The sequence below is a fragment of the Variovorax sp. PDC80 genome, assembly GCF_900115375.1.
GTDB lineage: Bacteria > Pseudomonadota > Gammaproteobacteria > Burkholderiales > Burkholderiaceae_C > Variovorax.
This window is the reverse complement of sequence record NZ_FOWG01000006.1, coordinates 271,717-292,920: the sequence shown is the minus strand read 5'-3', so window position 1 is coordinate 292,920 and position 21,204 is coordinate 271,717. Positions and strand designations below refer to the sequence as shown.

The following is a 21,204-nucleotide window of genomic DNA, read 5'->3' as shown; positions in this document are numbered from 1 at the left end:
ACCGACGATGTCCGACGAGTCCCGCGGCGCGGGCTATGCCTTTGTCATGCCCGCCGTGGTGCTGATGGTGGTGATCCTGGGGTTCCCGGCCATCGCCTCGGTGTTCCAGAGCTTCGGCGCCGGCGGCAGCGCGCCGATGGGCCTGGGCGCCTACCGGCGGCTGCTGGGCGATGCCGAGTTCGCGCGCACCCTGTTCAACACCGCGCTGTTCGTCGGCACCGTCGTGAGCCTGCACCTCGTGCTCGGGCTGGGCGTGGCGATGCTGCTCAACCTCGACATGAAGGCGCGCTGGCTGTTCCGCGTGATCGCGATCCTGCCGTGGACCATGCCCGACGTGATCGGCGGGCTGATCTTCCGCTTCATCTTCGACACGCTCACCGGCGGCATCAACGCCGTGATGCAGCGGCTCGACCTGCCCGGCCCGATCGACTGGCTCGGCGATCCCTCGCTGTCGCTGCTGTCGGTGATCATGGCCGAGACCTGGCGCGGCTATCCCTACGTGATGCTGATCCTGCTGGCCGGCCTGCAGGCGATACCGCGCGACCAGTACGAGGCGGCCGAGATCGACGGCGCCGGCGCCTGGAAGAAGTTCCGCCACATCACGCTGCCCAACCTGCGCACCATGATCCTGCTGGCGGTGGTGCTCGACGCGATCTGGGAATGCCGGCTGTTCGGCATGGTCTACGGCATGACCGGCGGCGGCCCCGGCTACGCCACGCAGAACCTCTCGCTGCAGGTCTACAAGAACTACTTCCAGTTCTTCGACACCGCCTATGCCTCGTCGATCGCGGTCGTGCTCGCGGCCATCCTGATGGTGCTCGCGGTGCCCTACGTGCGGCTCACGCTCAAGGAGGACAAGTGATGCGCACCCACGACGAGAGCGGCGGCGGCTTCGCGCGCTGGCTCGGCATCTACGCGGCGCTGGCCGCGATGGCGCTCTACAACCTGCTGCCCTTCTTCTGGATGGTGTCGTCCTCGTTCAAGACCGACATCGAGGTCACGAGCTTTCCCGCCACCATCCTGCCGCAGTCGTTCACGGTCGACGCCTATGCGCGCATCTGGGGGCAGGAAGGGCTGGTGCGCTACTTCCTCAACAGCCTGCAGGTGTCGGGCGCCACCGCCCTGCTCTCGGCCACCATCGGCGTGTTCTGCGCCTACGGCTTCTCGCGCTTCCGCTTCCGCGGGCGCGACACCATGATGGTGATGTTCCTCGCGAGCCAGGTGATCCCGGGCGTGCTGCTGGTCGGGCCCTACTTCAAGATGATGTCCTTCGCGGGGCTCTACAACACCCATCTCGGGCTGATCCTCGCGCAGACCACGCTGACCCTGCCGTTCTCGGTCTGGATGCTCAAGGGCTACATCGACAGCGTGCCGCTGGAGATCGACCAGGCCGCCGAGATCGACGGCGCCTCGCGCCTGCAATGCCTGTGGCACTGCATCCTGCCGAACATCCTGCCCGGGCTGGTGGCGACCATGGTGTTCGCCTTCCTGCTCGCCTGGGGCGACCTGCTGTGGGCGCTGTGCCTGATCAGCGAGCCCAGCAAGCAAACGATGACGCTGGGCATCACCAACCTGGTGGGCCAGTTCCGCGTGCTGTGGTCCGACATCATGGCCGCCACCGTCATCGGCTGCGCCATTCCCGCCGGGGCCTACGTGTTCCTGCAGCGCTACCTGGTCAAGAGTTCGGCCGGCTCGGCCGTGAAGGGATGACGCCGATGGACCACTTCACGCTGGGCGCCAGCGGCGTACGGCTCTCGCGCATCGTGCTCGGCGGGCACGAGTACCTGCCCGACGGCCGCTCGCGCGCCTTCAACGAGGACCTGCGCCTCGCGGTCACGCCCGGCCACCTGTTCCCGGGCTTCGGCGGGCCGCTGCGCCGCTCGGTGCTCGAGCGCGCCTACGCGCTGGGCATCGACAGTTTCGACGTGACCATGGATTCGGAGAAGGAAGCGCTGGGCCGCAACCTGCGCGAACTGCCGCCACCCGGAGCGGCCGTGGTGCAGACCCGGCCCGAAGGCATGGTCTACGGCTACGACCCCGGCAACCGCCGGATGGTCTCGCCGGGCCAGCTGCGCGAAGAGGTGCTGCGCATCCTCGCGCTGATGGGCCGCGAGCGCATCGACATCCTCAATCTCGGCATCCTGAAGGACGCCATCGAACAGGACCGCGCCTTTCCCGGCAAGCTCGCGCAAGCGGTGCGCGCGCTCCAGCAGGAAGGGCTGATCCGCTGCGCCGCGGCCGACAGCTTCTCGGGCGCGGCCACCTACCTCGCGCTGCTCGAGACCGGCGCCTTCGCCTCGCTGAACCTCAACTTCAACCTGGCCGACGACGGTGCCCTCGAGCGCCTGATTCCCGCCGCGCGGGCCATGGGCGTGCGCGTGGTGGTGCGCGAGGTCTTCATGAAGGGCGAGCTGTTCCGCATCGCCGCGGCCGCCGGCATCGACGACCGCGCCGCGGTGGCACGCGCCGCCATCCGCTGGACGCTCGCGCAGCCCGGCGTCGACGGCCTGATCGTCGGCGCGGGCACGCCCGAGCAGCTGTCGGCCAGCGTCGAGGCGGCCGCGCGGCCCGAGCTGTCCGACGCCGACCAGGCGCTGCTGCGCACCCTGCTCGCGCATCCGCAACTGCAGCAGGCGCGCGAGCGCAACCGACTCGCCTTCGCGCAGCCGATCGGCGCCGCCTGATCCACCGCACAGATCCACTTCTCCAGGCCTTCACCCATGACCACCTCCACGACCCCGACCCTCAGCCCCGAGCGCGCGGCGCAACTGCGCGGCATCAGCATCGCCACCCTGTCGACCGCGCTGTTCAAGCGCGGCCTGCGCAATGCCGTGGTGCAGGGCGCGCTGCCACTGAACCGGCGCGCCGCGCGCATGGTCGGCCTGGCGACCACGCTGCGCTACATCCCGGCGCGCGAGGACCTCGATCACCTGGGCGTGTTCGCAGACCGCGAGAACGCCCAGCGCAAGGTGGTCGAGACCATCCCGCCGGGCCATGTGCTCATGATCGACAGCCGCGGCGATGCCAGCGCGGCCTCGGCCGGCGCCATCCTGATCACGCGCATGCTGCGGCGCGGCGCCGCGGGCGCGGTCACCGACGGCGGCTTTCGCGACACGCCCGAGCTGCGCGAACTCGACTTCCCTGTGTACTGCCGCCAGCCGGCCGCGCCGACCAACCTCACCAAGCACCATGCGATGGACATCGACGTGCCCATCGGCTGCGGCGGCGTGCCGGTCTATCCGGGCGACGTCATCGTGGGCGACGCTGAGGGCGTGATCGTGATCCCGCCGCACCTGGTCGACGAGGTGGCCGAGGAGGCCGCGCAGATGACGGAGTTCGAGGACTACGTCACGCGCCAGGTCGACCAGGGCGCTTCCACCTTCGGCCTCTACCCGCCCTCGGACGAGAGCCGCCGCGCCTACGAGGCATGGCGCGCAGCGCAAGCGAAGGCCTGAGCGCGCTATGGCAGCGATCCAGATCGACAAGGTCAGCAAGTCCTTCGGGGACACGGCCGTCATCAAGGAGGTCAGCATCCCGATGGCCGACGGCGAGTTCGTGGTGCTGGTCGGGCCCTCGGGCTGCGGCAAGTCGACCCTGCTGCGCATGATCTCGGGGCTCGAGCGCGTGAGCGCGGGCGAGATCCGGATCGGCGAGCGGCTGGTGAACCACCTGCCGGCCAAGGAGCGCGACATCGCGATGGTGTTCCAGAACTACGCGCTCTACCCGCACATGACGGTGGCCGACAACATGGCCTTCGCGATGAAGATGCGCAACGAGCCCAAGGCCGAGATCGAGCGCCGGCTGGCCAACGCGGCCGCGATCCTCGGGCTCGAGCCGCTGATGCAGCGCTTTCCGAAACAGCTCTCGGGCGGCCAGCGCCAGCGCGTGGCCATGGGCCGCGCCATCGTGCGCGATCCGCAGGTGTTCCTGTTCGACGAGCCGCTGTCGAACCTCGACGCCAAGCTGCGCGTGCAGATGCGCGCCGAGATCAAGGCGCTGCACCGCCGGCTCGGCACCACCATGGTCTACGTCACGCACGACCAGATCGAGGCCATGACCATGGCCGACCGCATCGTGGTGATGCGCGACGGCGTGGTCGAGCAGATGGGCGAGGCGCTCGAGCTCTACGACCGGCCGCGCAACGTCTTCGTGGCGGGCTTCATCGGCTCGCCGGCCATGAACTTCGTGCCGGGCCGGGTCGAGTCGCCCGACGGCGGCGCGCCGGTGCTGCGCACCCCCGAAGGCCTGGTGCTGGCGCTGCCCGAGGCGGCACGGCGCTGGGCCGGCCAGGACTGCACCTACGGCGTGCGGCCCGAGGACATCGCGCTGGGCGGCGGCGTTCCGGGCGAGGGCTCGGCCGTGGTGCGGTCGATCGAGCCGACCGGGCCCGAGACCCACGTGGTGCTCGGCATCGGCGAGACGCTGCGGCTGAACTGCGTGCTGCGCGAGCGCACCCAGGCCCGGGTCGACGACCGGGTCGGCTTCCTGCCCGACGTGCGCAAGGTCCATTTGTTCGACACGCGAACGGGACTGAGACTGCCTGTCGACGCCTGAACCCGGGCATCCGACCGCCCTTCGGGGCTGCCGGCGTTACGGGCGTTACGTTCCTTCGGGAACAAACGAAACGTGACACGGAACAAAAATGTGTCAAAAAGTGAGGAAAACTGCACAGCCTTGAAGGCAGGTTTCGCCGGCGGCCCTTGTGCCTCCGCCGGGCCTGCCTAGCATGCAGTTAATGATTTTTAACAATTTCATCGCCGAGATCTTTCCGGGTGTGGAGACCGCCCAGATCCGCGTCCATTGGCGCTGGGATGTGCGCCACCACGAGGACGACGAGCACCACGATGGCGGCATGTGGGTGCCGGCCACGGCCGCGGCTCGGCGCGAGGCCCGCATCGTGTGCGAGGTGCAGAACGCGGTCTACGGCGTGGGTTCGCACTGGATCGAGGAGCGCGACCGCCCGACCTTCGCGCTGCCGCGGCCCCACCTGCGCCGTACCTTCTCCGCGCGCGAGCTGATGATGTCCAAGTGCTCCCCATTTTCCGTGGGCAACTTTGTGGATAACTCAGGTACTGCGTTGTAAAAGCGATCTAAGCTGTTGTTTTCAAAGGGGAAACAACAGTCTGCTTAAAGTTTGTGCGGTGCACAGCTTTGTCTGGCAGGTTCCCGGCGCCATCTTTTCCCTGACCAACGCCCTCCACCGCTGAGGGCGCGAGCGCCGAACCCCTTCATCCTTTGGTATTCCCTCCGCCCGGTCGCCTTCGGCCCGGGCGCGCTGCGCATGGGCCTTCGCGTGCCCGCCGCCCCCCTCCATCCAGCGTTTCGCGCCGCCAGCCATCGGCTTGCACCGTTTCAATTCGTCATATAGGATATATCCTGCATCCAAACCCAGACCATGACCGACATCGAAACCCTCTCCCCGGACACGGCGCGCCACAGCGCCGTCGGCAAGGCCGACACGGCACACCACCTGCATTCCCAGACCAACCTCCAGACCCATCGCAGCCGCGGCCCGCTCGTGATGGTGCGCGGCGAAGGCGCCTACGTGTTCGACGAGCACGGCCAGCGCTACCTCGAGGGCATGGCCGGCCTGTGGTGCGCCTCGCTGGGTTTCTCCGAGTCGCGGCTGGTGGACGCCGCGCTGCGCCAGATGCGCCGGCTGCCCTACTACCACACCTTCAACCACCGCTCGACCGACGTCGCCTCGCTGCTCGCGGCCAAGGTGGCGGCGCTGGCGCCGATGCGCGATGCGCGCGTGTTCTTCGCCACCTCGGGGTCGGAGGCCAACGACAGCATGGTCAAGCTGGCCTGGAACTTCCACATCGCGCGCGGCGAGCCGGCGCGCCGCAAGATCCTCGCGCGCCAGCGCGGCTTCCATGGCTCGACGGTGATGGGCGCGAGCCTCTCGGGCCTGCCGAACATGCATGCCGCCTTCGGCCTGCCGATCCCCGGCATCGTGCGGCTCGAATGCCCCTCGGCCTACCGCCACGCCCTGCCCGGCGAGAGCGACGCGGCCTTCGTCGACCGGCTGGTGGCCGACCTGGAACAGACCATCGAGCGCGAGGGCGCCGGCACCATCGCGGCCTTCATCGCCGAGCCGATCATCGGCGCCGGCGGCGTGCTGGTGCCGCCCGAGGGCTACTTCCCGCGCGTGCAGGCGGTGCTGCGGCGCCACGGCATCCTGATGCTGTCCGACGAGATCATCTGCGGCTTCGGCCGCACCGGCGAATGGTTCGGCGCGCAGTCCTTCGGCTTCGAGCCCGACATGATGGCCTGCGCCAAGGGGCTGTCGGCCGGCTACGCGCCGATCTCCTGCGTGGTGGTGGCGCCGCGGGTGTACGAGGTCATCGAGGCCGAGAGCGGCCGCACCGGCGGCTTCGGCCACGGCTTCACCTACTCCGGCCATCCGCTGGGCGCGGCCGTGGCGCTCGAGGCGCTGTCGATCTACGAGCAGATGGACCTGCCGGCCCATGCCCGTCGCCTCGGCGAACGGCTGCACGCGAGCCTGGCGCCGCTGGCCGCGCATCCGCTGGTCGGCGAGATCCGCGGCAGGGGCTTCATCGCGGGCATCGAGCTGGTGCGCGACCGCGACACGCGCGAGGCCTTCGATCCGACGCAGGGCGTGGGCGCCCAGGTCGAGCAGGCCACGCGCGAGCGCGGCCTGATCGTGCGCAACATGGGCGACGTGATCGCGCTGAGCCCGCCCTATGTGCTCGACGAGGCCCAGGTCGAATGGATGGCGCATACCCTCGGCGCCGCGCTCGACGAGGTGGCCGCGCGCGATCCCTGGAAGGCACCCGCCGCGGCGCGAAAGGAAGCAGCGTGAACACCACGACGGAACGCCCGCTGATCGAGCTGATCGGCGTCCAGAAGAGCTACGACGGCGAGCACCTCGTCATCCCCGACCTGAACCTGGAGATCCGCCGCGGCGAATTCCTCACCATGCTGGGCGCTTCGGGCTCGGGCAAGACCACCACGCTGATGATGCTGGCCGGCTTCGAGAACCCGACGCGCGGGCGCATCCTCATGGACGGCCGGCCGATCCAGGACGTGCCGCCGCACAAGCGCGGCATCGGCATGGTGTTCCAGAACTACGCCCTGTTTCCCCATATGAGCGTGGCGCAGAACCTGGCCTATCCGCTGAGGATGCGCGGCATCTCGGGGCAGGCGCTGCGCGACAAGGTCGACCGCGCGATGCAGCTGGTGCGGCTCGCGGGCATGGCCGAGCGCAAGCCGGGCCAGCTCTCGGGCGGCCAGCAGCAGCGCGTGGCGCTGGCGCGCGCGCTGGTGTTCGACCCCGAGCTGGTGCTGATGGACGAGCCGCTCGGCGCGCTCGACAAGAACCTGCGCGAGCACATGCAGTACGAGATCAAGCAGATCCACCGCGAGCTGGGCGTGACGGTGGTCTACGTCACGCACGACCAGGGCGAGGCCCTGACGATGTCCGACCGGGTCGCGGTCTTCCACGACGGCCGCATCGAGCAGCTGGCGCCGCCGCGCACCATCTACGACGCGCCCGCCACCGACTACATCGCCACCTTCATCGGCGAGAACAACCGGCTCGACGGCACCATCGAGCCCGCGGGCGTGCTGCAGCTGCGCGACGGCCTGCGGATCCCGCTGCCCGAGACCGGCCAGGGGCAGGCATCGCATCCGGCGGGCGCGGGCTGCGCGCTGGTGCGGCCCGAGTGCGTGCGGCTGGCCGACGGCCAGGGCGTGCAGGTCAGCGCCGAGGTGGTCGACCTGGTCTACCTGGGCGACCACACGCGGCTGATCGCGCGGCTGCGCAACGGCGACCAGATCGTGGCCAAGCTCGGCCACGGCACGCTGCCGCGCGATACCGTGGTGGGCGCGGACGTCGCTCTGGGATGGCAATCCCGCGATATGCTCGTTTTCGCGCGACCCGCCTGAAAAGAACCCGTGAAACCCAAGATCAAACCCATCGACAAGACCAACCTCGCCGCGCGCGTGTACTCGGAGATGCGCGAATCGCTGATCGCCGGGCGCTTCATGCCCAGCGACCGGATCCGCATCAGCGAGGCGGCGCAGATGTTCGGCACCAGCGACACGCCGGTGCGCGAGGCGCTGCTGCGGCTGGTCAGCGAGCATGCGCTCGAGATGGAGACGGCCAAGCAGATCATCGTGCCGCCGCTGAGCCTGGAGCGCTACATCGAGATCCGCACGGTGCGCGTGGCGCTCGAGAGCGCGGCGGTCGAGCAGGCCGCGCTCAAGGTCAGCGACAAGGACGTGGCGGAGCTGGTGCGGATCAACAAGAAGTTCGCGCAGGCCGAGGCGGCGCACCATCCCGAGAACCAGCTGCGCTACAACCGCGAGTTCCATTTCGGCGTCTACGAGCACTGCGGCCTGCCGCGGCTCTTGTCGATGATCGAGAACATGTGGGCCTCGATGGGCCCGATCCTGCGCGCCTTCTACGAGAAGTCCGACGGTTCGTACGACCAGGGCTACGGCCAGCACGATGCGCTGCTCGACGCGCTCGCGCGTCGCGACCCGGCCGCCGCCGTGACGGCCATCCGGGCCGACCTGATGTCGGCCGGGCCGAGCATCGAGCGCTTCCTCAAGGAATACGAGCAGAGCCTCGAGGCCGCCGAGGCCTGATCGGCCCGCGCGCTCAGCGCCAGGCGTCGAGGAACGCCACCAGCGACGCCCCGACCACCGCGGGGTTGTAGCCACCTTCCTGCACCAGCACCGTCGGCAGCCCCAGCGACGCCACCTGCCGGCCCATGCCGGCGAAGCCCGTTTCGGTGAGGCGCAGTCCCGCGGCCGGGTCCGACTCGTGGGCGTCGAGGCCCAGCGACACCACCAGTGCCTGGGGCGCGAAGCGGTCGATGCGCTCGAGCGCGGGCCAGAGCTGCCGCAGGTAATCCGCGTCGCCCGTGCCCGCGGGCAGCGGCAGGTTCAAGGTGAAGCCCTCGCCCTCCCCTTCGCCGCGCTCATCGGCATGGCCCGCGAAGAACGGGTGGTAGTCGACCGGGTCGCGATGCAGCGAGACGAAGAGCACGTCGGCGCGGCGCCAGAAGATGTCCTGCGTGCCGTTGCCGTGGTGCACGTCGAGGTCGAGCACCGCGACACGCGCGAAGCGCTGGCGCAGATGCTCGGCGGCGATCGCCGCGTTGTTGAGATAGGTGCCGCCGCCGGCCATGTCGGCATAGGCATGGTGGCCGGGCGGCCGGCACAGCGCATAGGCGCAGCGCGCGCCACGCAGCACGCGCTCGGCGGCCTCGACGGCCAGGTCCGCGGCGGCGCGCGCGGCCTCCCAGGTCGTGGGCCCGATCGGGGCCAACTGGTCGTGGAAGTGGAAGGCCGCGCGGCCCTCGACCGAACGCGGATAGCCGCCGCCGTGGCGCCGCATCGCGAACACGTTGGCATGCACCTCGGCCGAGGCACCCGGCAGCGCCAACCACTCGGCATGCGCGGTGGCGAGAAAGTCGAGATAGCGCGCATCGTGCACGCGCGCCAGCGGCGCCAGGCCGTGCGATACCGTGCCGTCCTCCACCGCGAAGCCCGCTGCGCCGAGCGCAGCGCGCATCGCGTCGACACGCTCGGGCACATCGCGCGAGCTGCGCCATCCACCGCGCGCGCCCAGCAGCCCGGGGCGGTGCAGCGCATGCAGCGGCGTGTGCAGGATCTGCAACCCGCTGGCGTCAGCCGCCATCGCCATGCCGCTCAGTTCGACACCCACTTCGCGAAGCGCTGCTGCAGCTCGTCGAGATGGTCGGCCCAGAAGGCGGTGTTCTGCAGCAGCGGCTGGTCGATGTTCTGCGGCGCGTTGGGCAGCTTGTCGAGCACGGCCTTCGAGAGCAGGGCCTGCGCCTTCGGATTGGCCGGGCCGTAGGGAATGGTCTCGGCGAACAGCTTCTGCTGCGCCGGCGCGCTCATGTAGTCGATCAGCGCGAGCGCCTTGGCCTTGTTCGGGCTGCCCTTCACCACCACCCAGTCGGTCGGCCCGTAGACCTGGTTCTTCCACACCATGGCCAGCGAACGGCCTTCCTTGTTCGCGGCATCGATGCGGCCGTTGTAGGCCGAGGCCATCACCACCGCGCCCGAGGCCAGCCATTCGATCGGCTGGGCGCCGGCCTCCCACCACTGCACGTCCTTCTTGATCTGGTCGAGCTTGGCGAAGGCGCGGTCCTGGCCGGCCTTGGTCGCCAGCAGCTTGTAGACCTCGGCGGCCGGCACGCCGTCGGCCATCAGCGCGATCTCGAGCGTCTGCTTGGCCTGCTTGCGCAGCGCGCGCTTGCCGGGCCAGCGCTTGGTGTCCCAGAAGTCGGCCCACGATTTCGGGCCGTCGGGCAGGCGCTTGCTGTCGTAGCTGAGCACCTTGGCCCACAGCATGGCCGGTACGCCGCAGGGGTTCATCAACTCCCTGGGCAAGTCGCGCGTGGCAGGCGCCGCATTGGCCCAGTCGATCTTCTCGAGCAGGCCCGAGTCGCAGCCGACCATCACGTCCTCCTCGTCCATCTGCACCAGGTCCCAGATCACGTTGCCCGACTCGACCATGGCCTTGACCTTGGTGAGGCCGACCACGTTGCTGTCCTCCACCAGCTTCTCGGACTTCGCGGCGGCATAGGGTTGCCAGTAGGCCTTGCGGAAGGACTCCTGCAACGCGCCGCCGACGCTCACGACGGTGAGGTCGCGCGCCTGGGTCCACGGGGCGGCGAAGGCGAGGCCGGCCAGGACGAGGCCGCGCAGGGAAAGCGAAAGGTTCATGGGAACTCCGGGAGAAAGGAACGGGGAGGAAAGAAAGGAACAGGCTCAGGCGCGCAGCCCGCCCGTGAAGCCGTCGAGGAAGTGCACGAGGTTGGCGCCGATGTGGTCGCAGTCGTAGCCGCCCTCCTGCACCATCACGCTCGGCATGCCGAGCCGGCCCAGGCGCTCGCCGATGCGGCGGAAGCCCTCGGTCGTCACCTTCAGGCCCTTGAACGGATCGTGCTCGTGCGCATCGAGGCCCAGCGAGATCACCAGCGCGTCGGGGCTGTAGGCCGCGAGGCGGCGGCAGGCGTGCTCGAGCGCCACCAGGTAGGCGTCGTCGCCGGTCTCGGCCGGCAGCGGCAGGTTCAGGTTGTAGCCCAGGCCCGCGCCGGCGCCGCGCTCCTGCGCGTAGCCGCAGAAGTAAGGGTGGTAGTTCGTCGGGTCGCGGTGCAGCGAGACGAAGTAGACGTCGGAGCGCTCGTAGAAGATGCCCTGCGTGCCGTTGCCGTGGTGCACGTCGATGTCGATCACGGCCACGCGGCGGCCATGGCGGCGCAGCAGCTGTGCGGCGATCGCGGCGTTGTTGAGGTAGCAGACGCCGCCGCCGCGCTCGCGGTAGGCGTGGTGGCCGGGCGGCCGGCAGATCGCGTAGGCCGCCTTGGCGCCCTGCAGCACGCGCTGCGCGGCATCGGCCGCGAGGTTGGCCGAGGCGAAGGCCGCGGCGGCCGTGCCCGGGCCGATCGGCGAGGCCAGGTCCTGCATGTGGTAGCCGGCCTGGCCGACCACGCGCTCGGGGTAGCCGTGCTGCAGGCCCGGCACCGCGAACACGTTGGGCACGATCTCGGGCGCGGCGCCCGGGATCTCGGACCAGCGGCGATGGCCGTCCTGCAGAAAGCACAGGTAGTCGGGCGTGTGCACGTCGGCGACCGGGCCCAGGCCATGCTCGGCGGCGGCCACGAGTTCGCAGCCGGCCTGCACGGCCGCATCGCGCAGCTGCTCCGCGCGGTCGATGCGCTCCTGCGCGGGCGTGAAGCGGCCGGTGACGAAGAAGAACGAGGGCTCGTGCTCGCGATGAATGGGGGTGTAGAGGACGGGAAGCATGGGTGTCTCGCTATCGAAGGAAGGAGCGTTCAGGCGCGCGGTGCGCCGGGCAGCGGCGGCGTGCGGTAGCCCGCGGTTTCGCCGCCGTCGACCGTGAGCACCGCGCCGTTGATGAAGCTGGCCTGCGCCGAGAGCAGCCAGCAGACCGTGTCGGCCACCTCGCCGGCCTCGCCGAGCCGGCCGGCGGGAATGCGCCGCGTGAGCGCGGCCAGGCGGTCGGCGTCGGCGATCACGCGCGCCATCATCCGCGTGGCGATCTGGCCGGGGCACACCGCGTTGAAGCGCACGCGCTCGCCGAACTCCAGCGCCAGCGCCTGCGTGAGCGCGATCACGCCGCCCTTCGAGGCGCAGTAGGCCGCGAGCCCCTCCTCGCCGACCTTGCCGGCGATCGAGGCCACGTTGACGACGGCGCCGCGCTGTGACTTCTGCAGGGCCGGCAGCGCCTTCTGGCTGAACAGGAACACCGAGCGCAGGTTGACCGCCATCAGCCGGTCCCAGTCGTCGACGCCCAGCTCGAGGAAGGCGCTGCGCGAACCGGCACCCGCGTTGTTGACCAGCCCGTCGATCACGCCGCCGCCCAGCGCCTCGGCGCGCGCGACGACCTCGGCCACGGCCGCGGGGTCGGACGCATCCGCGGCCGCGAAGTGGGCGCCGGTGTGCTGCGCCAGTGCCTCGCCGGCCGCGGTGTCGCGGCCGGTGAATAGCACCTGTTCGCCATGGCCGGCCAGTTGGGCCACGATGGCCGCGCCGATGCCGTGGGTGCCTCCGGTGACGACGATCATGCGAGCTCCTTGCCGCCGCGCGCGGCGGCCACGTTCTCGTAGGGCACGGGGGTGTTGCGCGGGTCGTCCGCCGCGCGCTGCCAGTACATGCGCTGCAGCTGCTGCGTCAGCGGACCGACCTCGCCGTTGCCCACGCTGGCGCCGTCGAGCCGGGTCACGGGCATCACGCCGCCGGCGGTGCTGGTGATGAAGATCTCGTCGGCTTCGCGCAGCCGCTGCACGGGGATGTCGGCCAGTTCGCAGCCGATGCCGAGCTGGCGCGCGAGCTCGATCACGGTGCGCCGCGTCATGCCCTCGAACACATTGCGCCGCGGCGTGAACAGCGCGCCGTCCTTGGCGCCGAAGATGTTGAAGCCCGCGCCCTCGGTCACGTTGCCTTGCGCATCGGGCAGCGCCGCGACCAGCGCGCCGCGGTCGTAGGCTTCGAAGATGCCCATGGTCAGGTCGAGCCAGTGGAAGTTCTTCACGCGCGTGTCGATCGCCGCGCTCGCGATGCGCTGCACCTGGCTGATCACCATCGCGAGCCCCGAGCGTTGTTGTGCCGGCGTGCCGATCCAGACGAAGGGCTGCGAGAAGGCATAGAAGCGGTTCTGGCATTCGCGCGGATCGCGCGAGCCCGGCGGCGGCACGCCGCGCGTGCAGGTCATCTGCACATAGGCATCGCGCAGGCCGCTGAGCGCCACGCATTGCTCGAGGATGTGGCGCATCTCCTTCTTCGAGAGCGGCAGGCTCATTCGCAGCTCGCCCATCGACCACAGGAAGCGGTCGATGTGGTCGTCGAGCCGGAAGAAGCGGCCCTGCCAGACGTGGGCCACGTCGTAGGTGGCGTCGGAGCGCACGAAGCCGCGGTCGACGAGGGGGATGCGGGCGTCGCGCAGCGCGACGTACTGGCCGTCGACGTGGGCGACGCCGGCGGAGAAGTCTGGGTTCATGTGGAGCTTCCGGGGTCCTGGGGGCGTTGAACAGGGGCCGCGCGCTGGCTCAGCCAGGCCGACAGCGTGAGCGCCACCGCCGCGACGACCATCAGGAAGGTCGACATGGCGATGATCGAGGGGTCGATGGTGTCGCGGATGCCGTCGAACATCTGGCGCGGCAGCGTGCGCTGGCCTGGACCGCCGATGAAGATGGCGACCACGACCTCGTCGAACGAGGTGATGAACGCGAACAGCGCGCCCGAGACGATGCCCGACATGACGATCGGCACCACCACGGTGAAGAAGGCGCGCACGGGCGAGGCGCCCAGGCTGTAGGCGGCGCGCAGCAGGCCCATGTCGAACTGCTGCAGCGTGGCCGTGACCGTGATGACGACGAAGGGCGTCGACAGCACCGCGTGCGCGATCACGAGTCCCGGCAGCGAGGCCGTGAGGCCGATGCGCGAGAACAGGAAGTACATGCCCAGGCCGGTGATCACGGGCGGCACGATCATCGGCGCCATCAGGAAGCCCAGCAGCGTGCGCCGCGCCGGCAGGTTGCGCCGCGCGAAGGCGAAGGCCGCGAGCGTGCCGAGCACGGTGGCGATCAGGGTCGAGCACACGCCGACCACGAGGCTGTTGCGCAGCGAATCGAGCCAGGGGCCGGGCGAGAACACGCGCTGGTACCACTGGGTCGAGAAGCCGGGCAGCGGGTAGGACAGGAAGGAGCCGGCGCTCAGCGAGATCGGCGTCATCGCGAGCAGCGGCAGCAGCAGGAAGCACACCATCAGCGCGCCGTACAGGTAGTGCACGGCGCCGGCGGCGCGGGCGAATTGGCGGTGGGTCATGCGAAGGGGTTCCCGTCTTTCACTTGATGCCCGCGAGCTGCTTCACGCCGAGCGTGGAGGCCGCCACCAGGTACACCGCCATCACGCAGGCCAGCAGCATCAGGCCGAGCGCCGAGGCCATGCCCCAGTTGACGGTGTTGTTGGCGTAGAAGGCGACGAAGTAGCCGAGCATCTGCTCGCGCGCGCTGCCGACCAGCGAGGGCGTGATGTAGTAGCCCGCGGCCACGATGAAGGTCAGCAGGCCGCCGGCCGCCACGCCCGGCAGGCTCAGCGGCAGGTAGACGTGCAGGAAGCCGCGCACCGGATGCGCGCCGAGCGAGGACGAGGCGCGCATCAGGTGCGGCGGGATGCCCTTGAGGCTGTTGTAGATCGGCAGCACGGCGAAGGGCAGCAGGATGTGCACCATCACGATGTAGAGGCCGGTGGCATTGAAGATCAGCGCGAGCGGCTGGTTCACGACGCCGATGGCCTGCAGCAGCGCATTGACCAGCCCGTTCTCCTGCAGCACCACGATCCAGGCCGTGGTGCGCGCGAGCAGCGAGGTCCAGAAGGGCAGCAGCACCGCCAGCATGATCGCGAAGGCGATCGGCTTCGGCGCCTTCACGAGCAGCGCCGCGAGCGGATAGCCGAGCAGCAGGCAGGCCAGCGTGACCGCGCCCGCGATCGACAGGGTGCGCCAGAGGATGTCGAGGTAGATGCGTTGGTCGGGCTCGGCGCGCACGATGCGGCCCTCGTCGTTCTCCGCCATGTCGAGCGCGGCCAGCAGGTAGCGCGCGGTGTAGGGCGTGGCGGCGCGGCGCAGCGCGCTCCAGTAGACGGCCTCGCCCCAGCGCGGGTCGACCTCGAGCAGCCAGGCCCTGGCATCGGGTGCGGCAGGCGCGTCGGTGCCGGCGCGGCGCGCGGTCTTCATCACCAGCGTGCGGTAGCCGCTGATCTCGTAGTTCATGCGGCGGCCCAGCTCGCCGATGGCGCGCGTGCCCTGGGCCTGCGCCATGTCGGCGGCCAGCGCGGCGAAGGCGGGGTCGCCGGGCAGCGAAGCGGCCGCGGGCTGCCAGTCGGCCAGGACCTGCGCGGTGCGCGGCAGCGCCTCGCGCACCTCGGGGTTGTCGACGGCGCGGTGGATCATCATCGCGAGCGGCAGCAGGAAGAAGACGGCGCCGTAGAGCAGCAGCGGCGCGACCAGCAGCAGCGACACCAGCCGCTGGCGCCGGCCCGCGCGGTGGGTCGAGCGCCTGAGGGCCGCGCCGGCACCCACCGGCGGGGTTGGAACGGCGAGCGAGACGGCGGAGGAACCGGTGGACATCGTCGCGGGCCTCAACGTTGCGACACCCAGCGCGTGAAGCGCTGCAGCAGCTCTTCCTCGTGGTCGACCCAGAAGGCGGTGTCGAGCAGCAGCGCGTTGCGCAGGTTCTGCGGCGAGGTGGGCAGCAGCGGGCGCAGCGCCTCGGGCATCGCGGCGGCGGCGCGGGTGTTGGTCACGCCGTAGGGAATGGCCTGCGCGAAGGCGACCTGGCGCTGCGCGTCGAACATCGAGTCGAGCAGCGCGTAGGCCTGCTGGCGGTGCGGGCTGCCCTTCACGATGGTCCAGTAGTCCATGCTGTAGAGCTGGCCGTCCCAGCTGAAACGGAACTGCTTGCCCTGCTGGTTGGCCGAGGCGATGCGTCCGCTGTAGGCGGCGGTGGCGGCCAGCGTGCCGCTCTCGAGCCATTCGAGCGGCTGCGCGCCCGACTCCCACCAGACGATGGCAGGCCGCAACTGCTCGAGCTTGGCGAAGGCGCGGTCCTGGCCGGCCTTGGTGGCGAGCACCTTGTAGACGTCGGCGGCGGGCACGCCGTCCGCGAGCAGCGCGATCTCGAGCGTCATGCGCGGCTGCTTGCGCAGGCCGCGCTTGCCGGGCCAGCGCCGGGTGTCCCAGAACTCGGCCCAGGTGCGCGGCCCGTTGTCGCCGAACTTGCGGCCGTCGTAGGCCAGCACCTTCGACCAGACGAAGGCGCCCACGCCGCACCTGGCGAAGGCCGCGGGATTGATGTCCTGCGCCTTTGCGAACTGCTTGCGGTCGATGGGCTCGAGCAGGCCCTGCTCGCAGGCCGAGGCCATCTCGTTCTCGTCCATCTGCACCAGGTCCCAGGTCACGTTGCCGGTCTCGACCATGGCCTTCTGCCGCGCGTAGCCGCCGGGGTAGCTGTCCTCCACCAGCGCGATGCCGCCCTGCTTCCTGAACGGCTCGAAGTAGGCGCTGCGAAATGCTTCCTGCAAGGCGCCGCCGAAGCCGACGACCGTGAGATCGGCCGCCATCGACGCGGTGGCGGCGGCGGCCAGCGCGAGGAGCGCGGCGAGTTTGGAAATGCCTGCGCGACAGCGGGAACGCGCGGATACGACTGTCATGGACGACCTTCTGGACAGTGGGGAGGAAATCGGACTTTGCAGGTCCCGATCGGTGATGTAGGATATATCCTATATGTTGATTTCGAGCGAGACAAGTCTTTTTTCGCTCGATCCGTTGATGGAAAACCCGATGGAGGACGCAGGCCCGGCACGACGCTCCCGAACCCCTTAGCCCGCCCGCGCCGCATGCCCATGCGCGCGGGCTCTTCTTTCACCCTCTAGCCACCCAACCGATATGCCATTCCCGTCCGAATCACCGCCCGCCCCGTCCGCCCTGTCCGCGGAAGAGCTCCACCGCCTGCGCGAGAAGGCCCGCTTCATCCGTCTCGAAACGATCCGGCTGATCGAGATCGCCAAGGTCGGCCACTACAGCTCGGTGTTCTCCGCCGCCGAGCTGTTCGCCTCGCTCTACTACGACGTGATGGCCATCCGCGCCAACGAGCCCCGCTGGCCCGATCGCGACCGCTTCCTCATGGGCAAGGGCCATGCGGCCGTGGGCCTGTTCCCGATCCTCGCGGAGTACGGCTACATCGACCGCGCCACGCTCGACGGCTACACCCGCCTGGGCAATCCGCTGGGCGACCACCCCGACATGCGCAAGGTGCCGGGCATCGACTTCAGCTCGGGCTCGATCGGCCATGCGCTGTCGGCCGGTGCCGGCATGGCCTTCGGCGGGCGCATCGCGAAGCGCGGCTTCAACACCTTCGTGATGCTCGGCGACGGCGAGATGCAGGAGGGCCAGGTCTGGGAGGCGGCGATGTTCGCGGCCCACTACCGGCTCTCGAAGCTCATCGCCATCGTCGACCGCAACGGCTTCCAGCTCGACGGCCGCGTCGACGACGTGATCGGCATCGAGGGCCTGGCCGACAAGTGGCGCGCCTTCGGCTGGGAGACGCACGAGGTCGACGGCCACGACCTCTCGGCCCTCACGCAGCTGCTGCGCCGCCTCAAGCAGGACGCGCGGCGCGAGCGGCCGGCCTGTGTGATCGCCCGCACGGTGAAGGGCAAGGGCGTGTCGTACATGGAGACCGAGCCCGGCTGGCACCTGGGCTACCTGTCGCCCGACGACGCCGCGCGCGCGATCGAAGAAATCATGCAAACCGAAATCTGACCACGAGGCCCACCCGATGTCCCACCCCCTCTCCCCCGAAAGCTGGCAGTACCGCTCGCTCAACGCCACCACGCCCGGATTGAGCATGCTGTCGGACGCCCTGATCGAACTCGCCGAGGCCGGCCATCCGGTCGTGGCCGGCTCGGCCGACCTGCAGTATTCGAACGGCCTCAACAAGTTCGCGGCCGCCTTTCCCGAGCGCTACATCCAGTTCGGCATCTCCGAACAGAACATGGTGTCGGCCGCCGCCGGCCTCGCGACCACGGGCCAGATGCCGTTCGTGGCGACCTTCGCTTCCTTCCTCGGCCTGCTGTGCTGCGAGCAGATCCGCATGGACGTGGCCTACAGCGCGCTGCCGGTGCGGCTGATCGGCCACCACACGGGCATCTCGCTCGGCTTCTACGGCACCTCGCACCATGCGACCGAGGACATCGGCACCATGCGCTCGATCGCCGGGCTCACGATCATCTCGCCCGCGGACGGCCACCAGCTGAAGGCCGCGATCAAGGCCTCGGTGGATTGGCCCGAGCCGATCTATTTCCGGATCGGGCGCGGCCGCGATCCGGAGATCTACGCGGGCGGCATCGACTTCCGCATCGGCAAGGCGATCGCGCACGGCCAGGGCACCGACCTCACGATCATGGCCTGCGGCATGCCGGTCTTCTCCGCGCTCGAGGCGGCCAAGGCGCTGCGCGCCGAGGGGCTGTCGGTCGGCGTGCTCGACATGGCCACGGTGAAGCCGCTGGACCGCGCGGCGGTGCTCGAGGCCGCCGGCCGATCGAAGCTGCTGATGACGGTGGAGGAGCACAACGTGCTCGGCGGCCTCGGCGCCGCGGTGGCGGAGGTGCTGTCGGATGTCGGCGGGTCGGTGCGGCTCGTGCGCCACGGCATCCACGACGAATACAGCCTGATCGCGCCGCCCACGCACCTGTACCGCCACTACCTGCTGGACGCCGAGGGCGTGGCCCATGTCGCGCGGCGCGCGATCGCGGGCGAGACGGTCCGGCCCGGCGCGCTGCCCGCCTGAACTCGAATCAGGCGGCGCTACCCGGCGATCGCGCCTGCTCGATCGCCGCCTGCACGATGGCCCGCGCCCACGCGGGCGTGGCGGCCAGTGCCGCGGCGTCCTCGGGCGCCGGGTACGTGACGCGGCCACCGATGACTTCGAGCACCAGCACGGGATCGTCGATCTCCTCGCCCGGCGCGGCCTCGGCGCTGTTGTCGAACACCTGCAGCCGCGCGAGATGCGGCAGCAGCCGGATCAGGTTGGCGCGCGAGGCGGTCCAGCGCTCGCGGATCTTCGCTTCGGGGATGTCGTGGCCGCCGCGCAGCACGCGGGCGCGCACGCGGCGCAGATGCAGCTCGGGCGAAGCGAGGCCGCAGAAGATCATCGAGACGTCATGGCTGCGCGCGGCGCGCGCCAGCAGGTCGGGGATGGTGCGGGCACCGAGCGTGGTCTCGAAGGCGAAGTTGCGGCCGCTCTCGACGGCGGCCGCTAGCCGCGCACGGCCATGCTCCCAGGCGCGGCCGTTGGCATCGGCGATGTCGATGCCGAGCGCGGCCACCAGCTCGCGCGCGAAGCGGTCGGGGTTGTACCAGTCGAGGCCGTGCTCGGCCAGCATCGCGCCGCCGACCGAGCTCTTGCCGGCGCCATTGACGCCGGCCAGCACGAAGATGAACGGCCGCCGTGCCGCGGCGGCACCCATCAGAAGCTTTCGCCGGCCCGCGGACGCCGGCGCTGCTTGCCGCGCGCTTCAAACAGGCCGTCGAGCTTGCCAGCGCTGTCCTCTTGCTGCAGCACCGCCAGCCGCGCATCGAAGCGCGCACCGAGCTCCTCGAGCACGTTGGCCTCGCGCGAGCGCAGGGCCTGCAGGTCGGTGGTCAGCTGTTCGTAGGTGGCTGCGTCGAGCAGCACCATCTCGACATTGGCGTGGTTGGTGATCGCCACGCTGCCCGACTGGCGCACCTGGCGCACGACCTCGCCCCAGCGGTTCTTGACCTGCGAGGCGTTCTGACGCGGCAGTTGATCGAGCGGGGGCCAGAGGGCAGCCATGGTCTTCTCCGAGGGAGGAATCTGGCCATTCTAGCCCTATTGGCTATTTTTGACCGATGGGGCTGTTTTCCGCTCCGTATCGGTTGCCGATCAGTTCTGCGACGACGCCTCCTTGGTCTTGCCGAGACCGCGCAGGTTCATGGCGGCCAGGCACACCTGGAGCGCGATCAGCGCCCAGGCGCTGGAATACACGCCCCAGATGCCCCACAGCACATTGCTCGCGAGAAATACCCAGAACCCCGTGTTGCGCCTGCCCTTCGCACTCGATGCCACCAGCCAGGCGGCGCCGACCGAGGCGACGAAGGCGGGCCATTGCAGCCAGGAGATCCAGTCCATGGGGGCTCAGTTCGCGGAGGGCGGCGGCTGGCCCGTGGCCGCCGAGCGGCTCTCGATCCACGCCAGGCACTGCTCGCGCAACAGGTCGATCGATGCCAGCGCATTGCGTTGCGGTTCGAAGATCGGCAGCTCGCAATGCCGTTCGCCCTGGCGATGGATCTGCGCTGTGCCCGAGAAGGTGGCGCGCGCGGGCACCGGCGCGAGGCTGTAGTGGAATTCCCATCCCTGGTGCTGCTCGGAATGCGAGAGCGTGTCGCGCCCGATGCCGCTCGATGCGGGCGTCTTCGGCTGCTTCCGGAGAAAGAACGGATGGAGGGACGGTGGCAGAGGCATCGAGGACATGTCGCGTGACGCAGAAGCAGGCGTGGCAGGAATCGGGCCCCGGTGTCACCCGGGTCTGCCGACGAGCGTAGTCAGCGGCCTTCGCCGCGCCTGTCGGAAGAGATGCCGACACGCGCAAGACGGCTGCTCACCGACCGACCGATGCGACTCGCTAAAGCCGGCACTGGTTCCGCCGCGAATGCCTCTTCCTGTTCAGCGACCGGCCTCGGGCTCGCGCAGGTTCCACATCTCGAACACCTGCTCGCGCGCGATCAGTCCGTCGCGCATCTCGAAGTGGTGAACGAGGCGCAGCGCCACGCGCGAGCCGATGGCCACCGGCGCGTTGACCATGCCCGGTCCGACGAGACGCAGGTGGACGAGCATGTCGTCGACCACGCGGTGCTCTGTGGCGAAGCGGTCGAGCGGCGTGATCTCCACCTCCGCCATCGACGGCCACATCGCGAGGTAGTTGGCACGCACGGCATCGCGGCCGACGAAGCGCAGGCCGCGGCCCGGGACCTCGAGCACGATGTCGTCGGTGTAGAGGTCGAGGATGGAGTCGACATCGCGGGCCTCCCCCTGGATATGGCGGTCCACCACCGCCAGGTTGTGTTCGATCGTTTGCAAGCCAAAGCTCCTGATGCAG

Annotated in this window: 24 protein-coding genes; 11 read left to right on the top strand and 13 right to left on the bottom strand. The window is 69.8% G+C overall.

From position 1 onward, the window contains the following. The first annotated feature begins 7 nt into the window (after nt 1–7). The 9 genes from BM109_RS19275 to BM109_RS19235 all read left to right on the top strand — a co-directional run bounded on the left by BM109_RS19275 (nt 8) and on the right by BM109_RS19235 (nt 8,616). Complete coding sequence (locus BM109_RS19275; RefSeq protein ID WP_093345663.1) at nt 8–862, top strand: carbohydrate ABC transporter permease; 855 nt, start codon at nt 8–10, stop codon at nt 860–862. Continuing rightward, nucleotides 862–1,710, top strand: a complete 849-nt coding sequence (locus BM109_RS19270; RefSeq protein WP_093345661.1) for a carbohydrate ABC transporter permease — start codon at nt 862–864, stop codon at nt 1,708–1,710. Before BM109_RS19275 ends, BM109_RS19270 begins: the two co-directional genes overlap by 1 nt. A 5-nt stretch (nt 1,711–1,715) precedes the next feature. After that, entirely contained in the window at nt 1,716–2,684 is a 969-nt protein-coding gene (locus BM109_RS19265; protein WP_093345659.1) for an aldo/keto reductase, read from the top strand. Nucleotides 2,685–2,720: 36 nt separating this feature from the next. Beyond that, complete coding sequence (locus tag BM109_RS19260) at nt 2,721–3,455, top strand: ribonuclease activity regulator RraA (protein ID WP_093345656.1); 735 nt, start codon at nt 2,721–2,723, stop codon at nt 3,453–3,455. 7 nt (nt 3,456–3,462) lie between these two features. Next, on the top strand, nt 3,463–4,554 hold the full coding sequence (locus BM109_RS19255; RefSeq protein WP_093345654.1) for an ABC transporter ATP-binding protein: 1,092 nt from the start codon (nt 3,463–3,465) through the stop codon (nt 4,552–4,554). A gap of 172 nt (nt 4,555–4,726) precedes the next feature. After that, a complete protein-coding gene (locus BM109_RS19250; protein ID WP_093345651.1) occupies nt 4,727–5,083 on the top strand; it encodes a hypothetical protein in 357 nt (118 codons plus the stop codon). 312 nt (nt 5,084–5,395) lie between these two features. Next, nucleotides 5,396–6,826: an aminotransferase gene (locus BM109_RS19245; protein WP_093345648.1), complete on the top strand. Its 1,431-nt coding sequence runs from the start codon at nt 5,396–5,398 to the stop codon at nt 6,824–6,826. Then, nucleotides 6,823–7,911 (top strand): ABC transporter ATP-binding protein, encoded by a 1,089-nt coding sequence (locus BM109_RS19240; RefSeq protein ID WP_256222661.1) that lies wholly within the window; start codon nt 6,823–6,825, stop codon nt 7,909–7,911. The genes BM109_RS19245 and BM109_RS19240 overlap by 4 nt, the downstream gene beginning before the upstream one ends. Before the next feature lie 9 nt (nt 7,912–7,920). Beyond that, nucleotides 7,921–8,616 carry a GntR family transcriptional regulator gene (locus BM109_RS19235; RefSeq protein WP_057590058.1) on the top strand — a complete coding sequence of 232 codons (696 nt, stop codon included), beginning with the start codon at nt 7,921–7,923 and terminating at the stop codon, nt 8,614–8,616. A gap of 13 nt (nt 8,617–8,629) precedes the next feature. Here the strand turns inward: BM109_RS19235 and BM109_RS19230 are convergent, their stop codons facing one another. From BM109_RS19230 to BM109_RS19195, 8 genes are read right to left on the bottom strand one after another with little or no spacing between them, the layout of a single operon-like run. Next, the gene (locus tag BM109_RS19230) at nt 8,630–9,673 is read right to left on the bottom strand and encodes a histone deacetylase family protein (RefSeq protein WP_093346164.1); all 1,044 of its coding nucleotides are present in this window, start codon (nt 9,671–9,673) and stop codon (nt 8,630–8,632) included. 11 nt (nt 9,674–9,684) lie between these two features. After that, nucleotides 9,685–10,728 (bottom strand): ABC transporter substrate-binding protein, encoded by a 1,044-nt coding sequence (locus BM109_RS19225; RefSeq protein ID WP_093345643.1) that lies wholly within the window; start codon nt 10,726–10,728, stop codon nt 9,685–9,687. 45 nt (nt 10,729–10,773) lie between these two features. Further along, nucleotides 10,774–11,811 (bottom strand): histone deacetylase family protein, encoded by a 1,038-nt coding sequence (locus BM109_RS19220; protein ID WP_093345640.1) that lies wholly within the window; start codon nt 11,809–11,811, stop codon nt 10,774–10,776. Nucleotides 11,812–11,840: 29 nt separating this feature from the next. Then, entirely contained in the window at nt 11,841–12,593 is a 753-nt protein-coding gene (locus BM109_RS19215) for an SDR family NAD(P)-dependent oxidoreductase (RefSeq protein ID WP_093345638.1), read from the bottom strand. Continuing rightward, entirely contained in the window at nt 12,590–13,525 is a 936-nt protein-coding gene (locus BM109_RS19210) for an aminotransferase class IV (protein ID WP_093345635.1), read from the bottom strand. The genes BM109_RS19215 and BM109_RS19210 overlap by 4 nt, the downstream gene beginning before the upstream one ends. Next, nucleotides 13,522–14,352, bottom strand: a complete 831-nt coding sequence (locus tag BM109_RS19205) for an ABC transporter permease (protein WP_093345632.1) — start codon at nt 14,350–14,352, stop codon at nt 13,522–13,524. Before BM109_RS19205 ends, BM109_RS19210 begins: the two co-directional genes overlap by 4 nt. Nucleotides 14,353–14,371: 19 nt before the next feature. After that, nucleotides 14,372–15,655 carry an ABC transporter permease gene (locus BM109_RS19200; RefSeq protein WP_093345630.1) on the bottom strand — a complete coding sequence of 428 codons (1,284 nt, stop codon included), beginning with the start codon at nt 15,653–15,655 and terminating at the stop codon, nt 14,372–14,374. Between the two features lie 11 nt (nt 15,656–15,666). Continuing rightward, complete coding sequence (locus BM109_RS19195; protein WP_093345627.1) at nt 15,667–16,737, bottom strand: ABC transporter substrate-binding protein; 1,071 nt, start codon at nt 16,735–16,737, stop codon at nt 15,667–15,669. A 235-nt stretch (nt 16,738–16,972) separates the two neighbouring features. On the opposite strand from BM109_RS19195, the gene BM109_RS19190 reads away from it, so the two are divergent. Further along, a complete protein-coding gene (locus tag BM109_RS19190) occupies nt 16,973–17,848 on the top strand; it encodes a transketolase (RefSeq protein ID WP_093345626.1) in 876 nt (291 codons plus the stop codon). A gap of 16 nt (nt 17,849–17,864) precedes the next feature. Continuing rightward, entirely contained in the window at nt 17,865–18,875 is a 1,011-nt protein-coding gene (locus tag BM109_RS19185) for a transketolase family protein (protein WP_093345623.1), read from the top strand. A 7-nt stretch (nt 18,876–18,882) separates the two neighbouring features. On the opposite strand, the gene BM109_RS19180 is transcribed toward BM109_RS19185, so the two are convergent. The 5 genes from BM109_RS19180 to BM109_RS19160 all read right to left on the bottom strand — a co-directional run bounded on the left by BM109_RS19180 (nt 18,883) and on the right by BM109_RS19160 (nt 21,185). Then, the gene (locus BM109_RS19180) at nt 18,883–19,554 is read right to left on the bottom strand and encodes an ATPase (RefSeq protein WP_093345621.1); all 672 of its coding nucleotides are present in this window, start codon (nt 19,552–19,554) and stop codon (nt 18,883–18,885) included. Further along, nucleotides 19,554–19,901, bottom strand: coding sequence for a type II toxin-antitoxin system prevent-host-death family antitoxin (locus tag BM109_RS19175; RefSeq protein ID WP_093345618.1), 348 nt, complete (start codon nt 19,899–19,901; stop codon nt 19,554–19,556). Before BM109_RS19175 ends, BM109_RS19180 begins: the two co-directional genes overlap by 1 nt. A 90-nt stretch (nt 19,902–19,991) precedes the next feature. After that, nucleotides 19,992–20,237, bottom strand: a complete 246-nt coding sequence (locus BM109_RS19170) for a hypothetical protein (RefSeq protein WP_093345616.1) — start codon at nt 20,235–20,237, stop codon at nt 19,992–19,994. Nucleotides 20,238–20,243: 6 nt separating this feature from the next. Further along, the gene (locus BM109_RS19165) at nt 20,244–20,579 is read right to left on the bottom strand and encodes a hypothetical protein (protein ID WP_093345613.1); all 336 of its coding nucleotides are present in this window, start codon (nt 20,577–20,579) and stop codon (nt 20,244–20,246) included. A 192-nt stretch (nt 20,580–20,771) separates the two neighbouring features. Next, complete coding sequence (locus BM109_RS19160; protein ID WP_218159386.1) at nt 20,772–21,185, bottom strand: nuclear transport factor 2 family protein; 414 nt, start codon at nt 21,183–21,185, stop codon at nt 20,772–20,774. Between the last annotated feature and the right edge of the window lie 19 nt (nt 21,186–21,204).

What these genes read in the sequence shown, in the direction of transcription:
- BM109_RS19180 (WP_093345621.1), bottom strand. Translation starts at nt 19,554, where the DNA reads ATGGGTGCCGCCGCGGCACGGCGGCCGTTCATCTTCGTGCTGGCCGGC.
- BM109_RS19165 (WP_093345613.1), bottom strand. Translation starts at nt 20,579, where the DNA reads ATGTCCTCGATGCCTCTGCCACCGTCCCTCCATCCGTTCTTTCTCCGG.
- BM109_RS19175 (WP_093345618.1), bottom strand. Translation starts at nt 19,901, where the DNA reads ATGGCTGCCCTCTGGCCCCCGCTCGATCAACTGCCGCGTCAGAACGCC.
- BM109_RS19270 (WP_093345661.1), top strand. Translation starts at nt 862, where the DNA reads ATGCGCACCCACGACGAGAGCGGCGGCGGCTTCGCGCGCTGGCTCGGC.
- BM109_RS19225 (WP_093345643.1), bottom strand. Translation starts at nt 10,728, where the DNA reads ATGAACCTTTCGCTTTCCCTGCGCGGCCTCGTCCTGGCCGGCCTCGCC.
- BM109_RS19215 (WP_093345638.1), bottom strand. Translation starts at nt 12,593, where the DNA reads ATGATCGTCGTCACCGGAGGCACCCACGGCATCGGCGCGGCCATCGTG.
- BM109_RS19190 (WP_093345626.1), top strand. Translation starts at nt 16,973, where the DNA reads ATGCCATTCCCGTCCGAATCACCGCCCGCCCCGTCCGCCCTGTCCGCG.
- BM109_RS19265 (WP_093345659.1), top strand. Translation starts at nt 1,716, where the DNA reads ATGGACCACTTCACGCTGGGCGCCAGCGGCGTACGGCTCTCGCGCATC.
- BM109_RS19200 (WP_093345630.1), bottom strand. Translation starts at nt 15,655, where the DNA reads ATGTCCACCGGTTCCTCCGCCGTCTCGCTCGCCGTTCCAACCCCGCCG.
- BM109_RS19195 (WP_093345627.1), bottom strand. Translation starts at nt 16,737, where the DNA reads ATGACAGTCGTATCCGCGCGTTCCCGCTGTCGCGCAGGCATTTCCAAA.
- BM109_RS19260 (WP_093345656.1), top strand. Translation starts at nt 2,721, where the DNA reads ATGACCACCTCCACGACCCCGACCCTCAGCCCCGAGCGCGCGGCGCAA.
- BM109_RS19230 (WP_093346164.1), bottom strand. Translation starts at nt 9,673, where the DNA reads ATGGCGGCTGACGCCAGCGGGTTGCAGATCCTGCACACGCCGCTGCAT.
- BM109_RS19275 (WP_093345663.1), top strand. Translation starts at nt 8, where the DNA reads ATGTCCGACGAGTCCCGCGGCGCGGGCTATGCCTTTGTCATGCCCGCC.
- BM109_RS19170 (WP_093345616.1), bottom strand. Translation starts at nt 20,237, where the DNA reads ATGGACTGGATCTCCTGGCTGCAATGGCCCGCCTTCGTCGCCTCGGTC.
- BM109_RS19185 (WP_093345623.1), top strand. Translation starts at nt 17,865, where the DNA reads ATGTCCCACCCCCTCTCCCCCGAAAGCTGGCAGTACCGCTCGCTCAAC.
- BM109_RS19210 (WP_093345635.1), bottom strand. Translation starts at nt 13,525, where the DNA reads ATGAACCCAGACTTCTCCGCCGGCGTCGCCCACGTCGACGGCCAGTAC.
- BM109_RS19250 (WP_093345651.1), top strand. Translation starts at nt 4,727, where the DNA reads ATGCAGTTAATGATTTTTAACAATTTCATCGCCGAGATCTTTCCGGGT.
- BM109_RS19220 (WP_093345640.1), bottom strand. Translation starts at nt 11,811, where the DNA reads ATGCTTCCCGTCCTCTACACCCCCATTCATCGCGAGCACGAGCCCTCG.
- BM109_RS19255 (WP_093345654.1), top strand. Translation starts at nt 3,463, where the DNA reads ATGGCAGCGATCCAGATCGACAAGGTCAGCAAGTCCTTCGGGGACACG.
- BM109_RS19205 (WP_093345632.1), bottom strand. Translation starts at nt 14,352, where the DNA reads ATGACCCACCGCCAATTCGCCCGCGCCGCCGGCGCCGTGCACTACCTG.
- BM109_RS19245 (WP_093345648.1), top strand. Translation starts at nt 5,396, where the DNA reads ATGACCGACATCGAAACCCTCTCCCCGGACACGGCGCGCCACAGCGCC.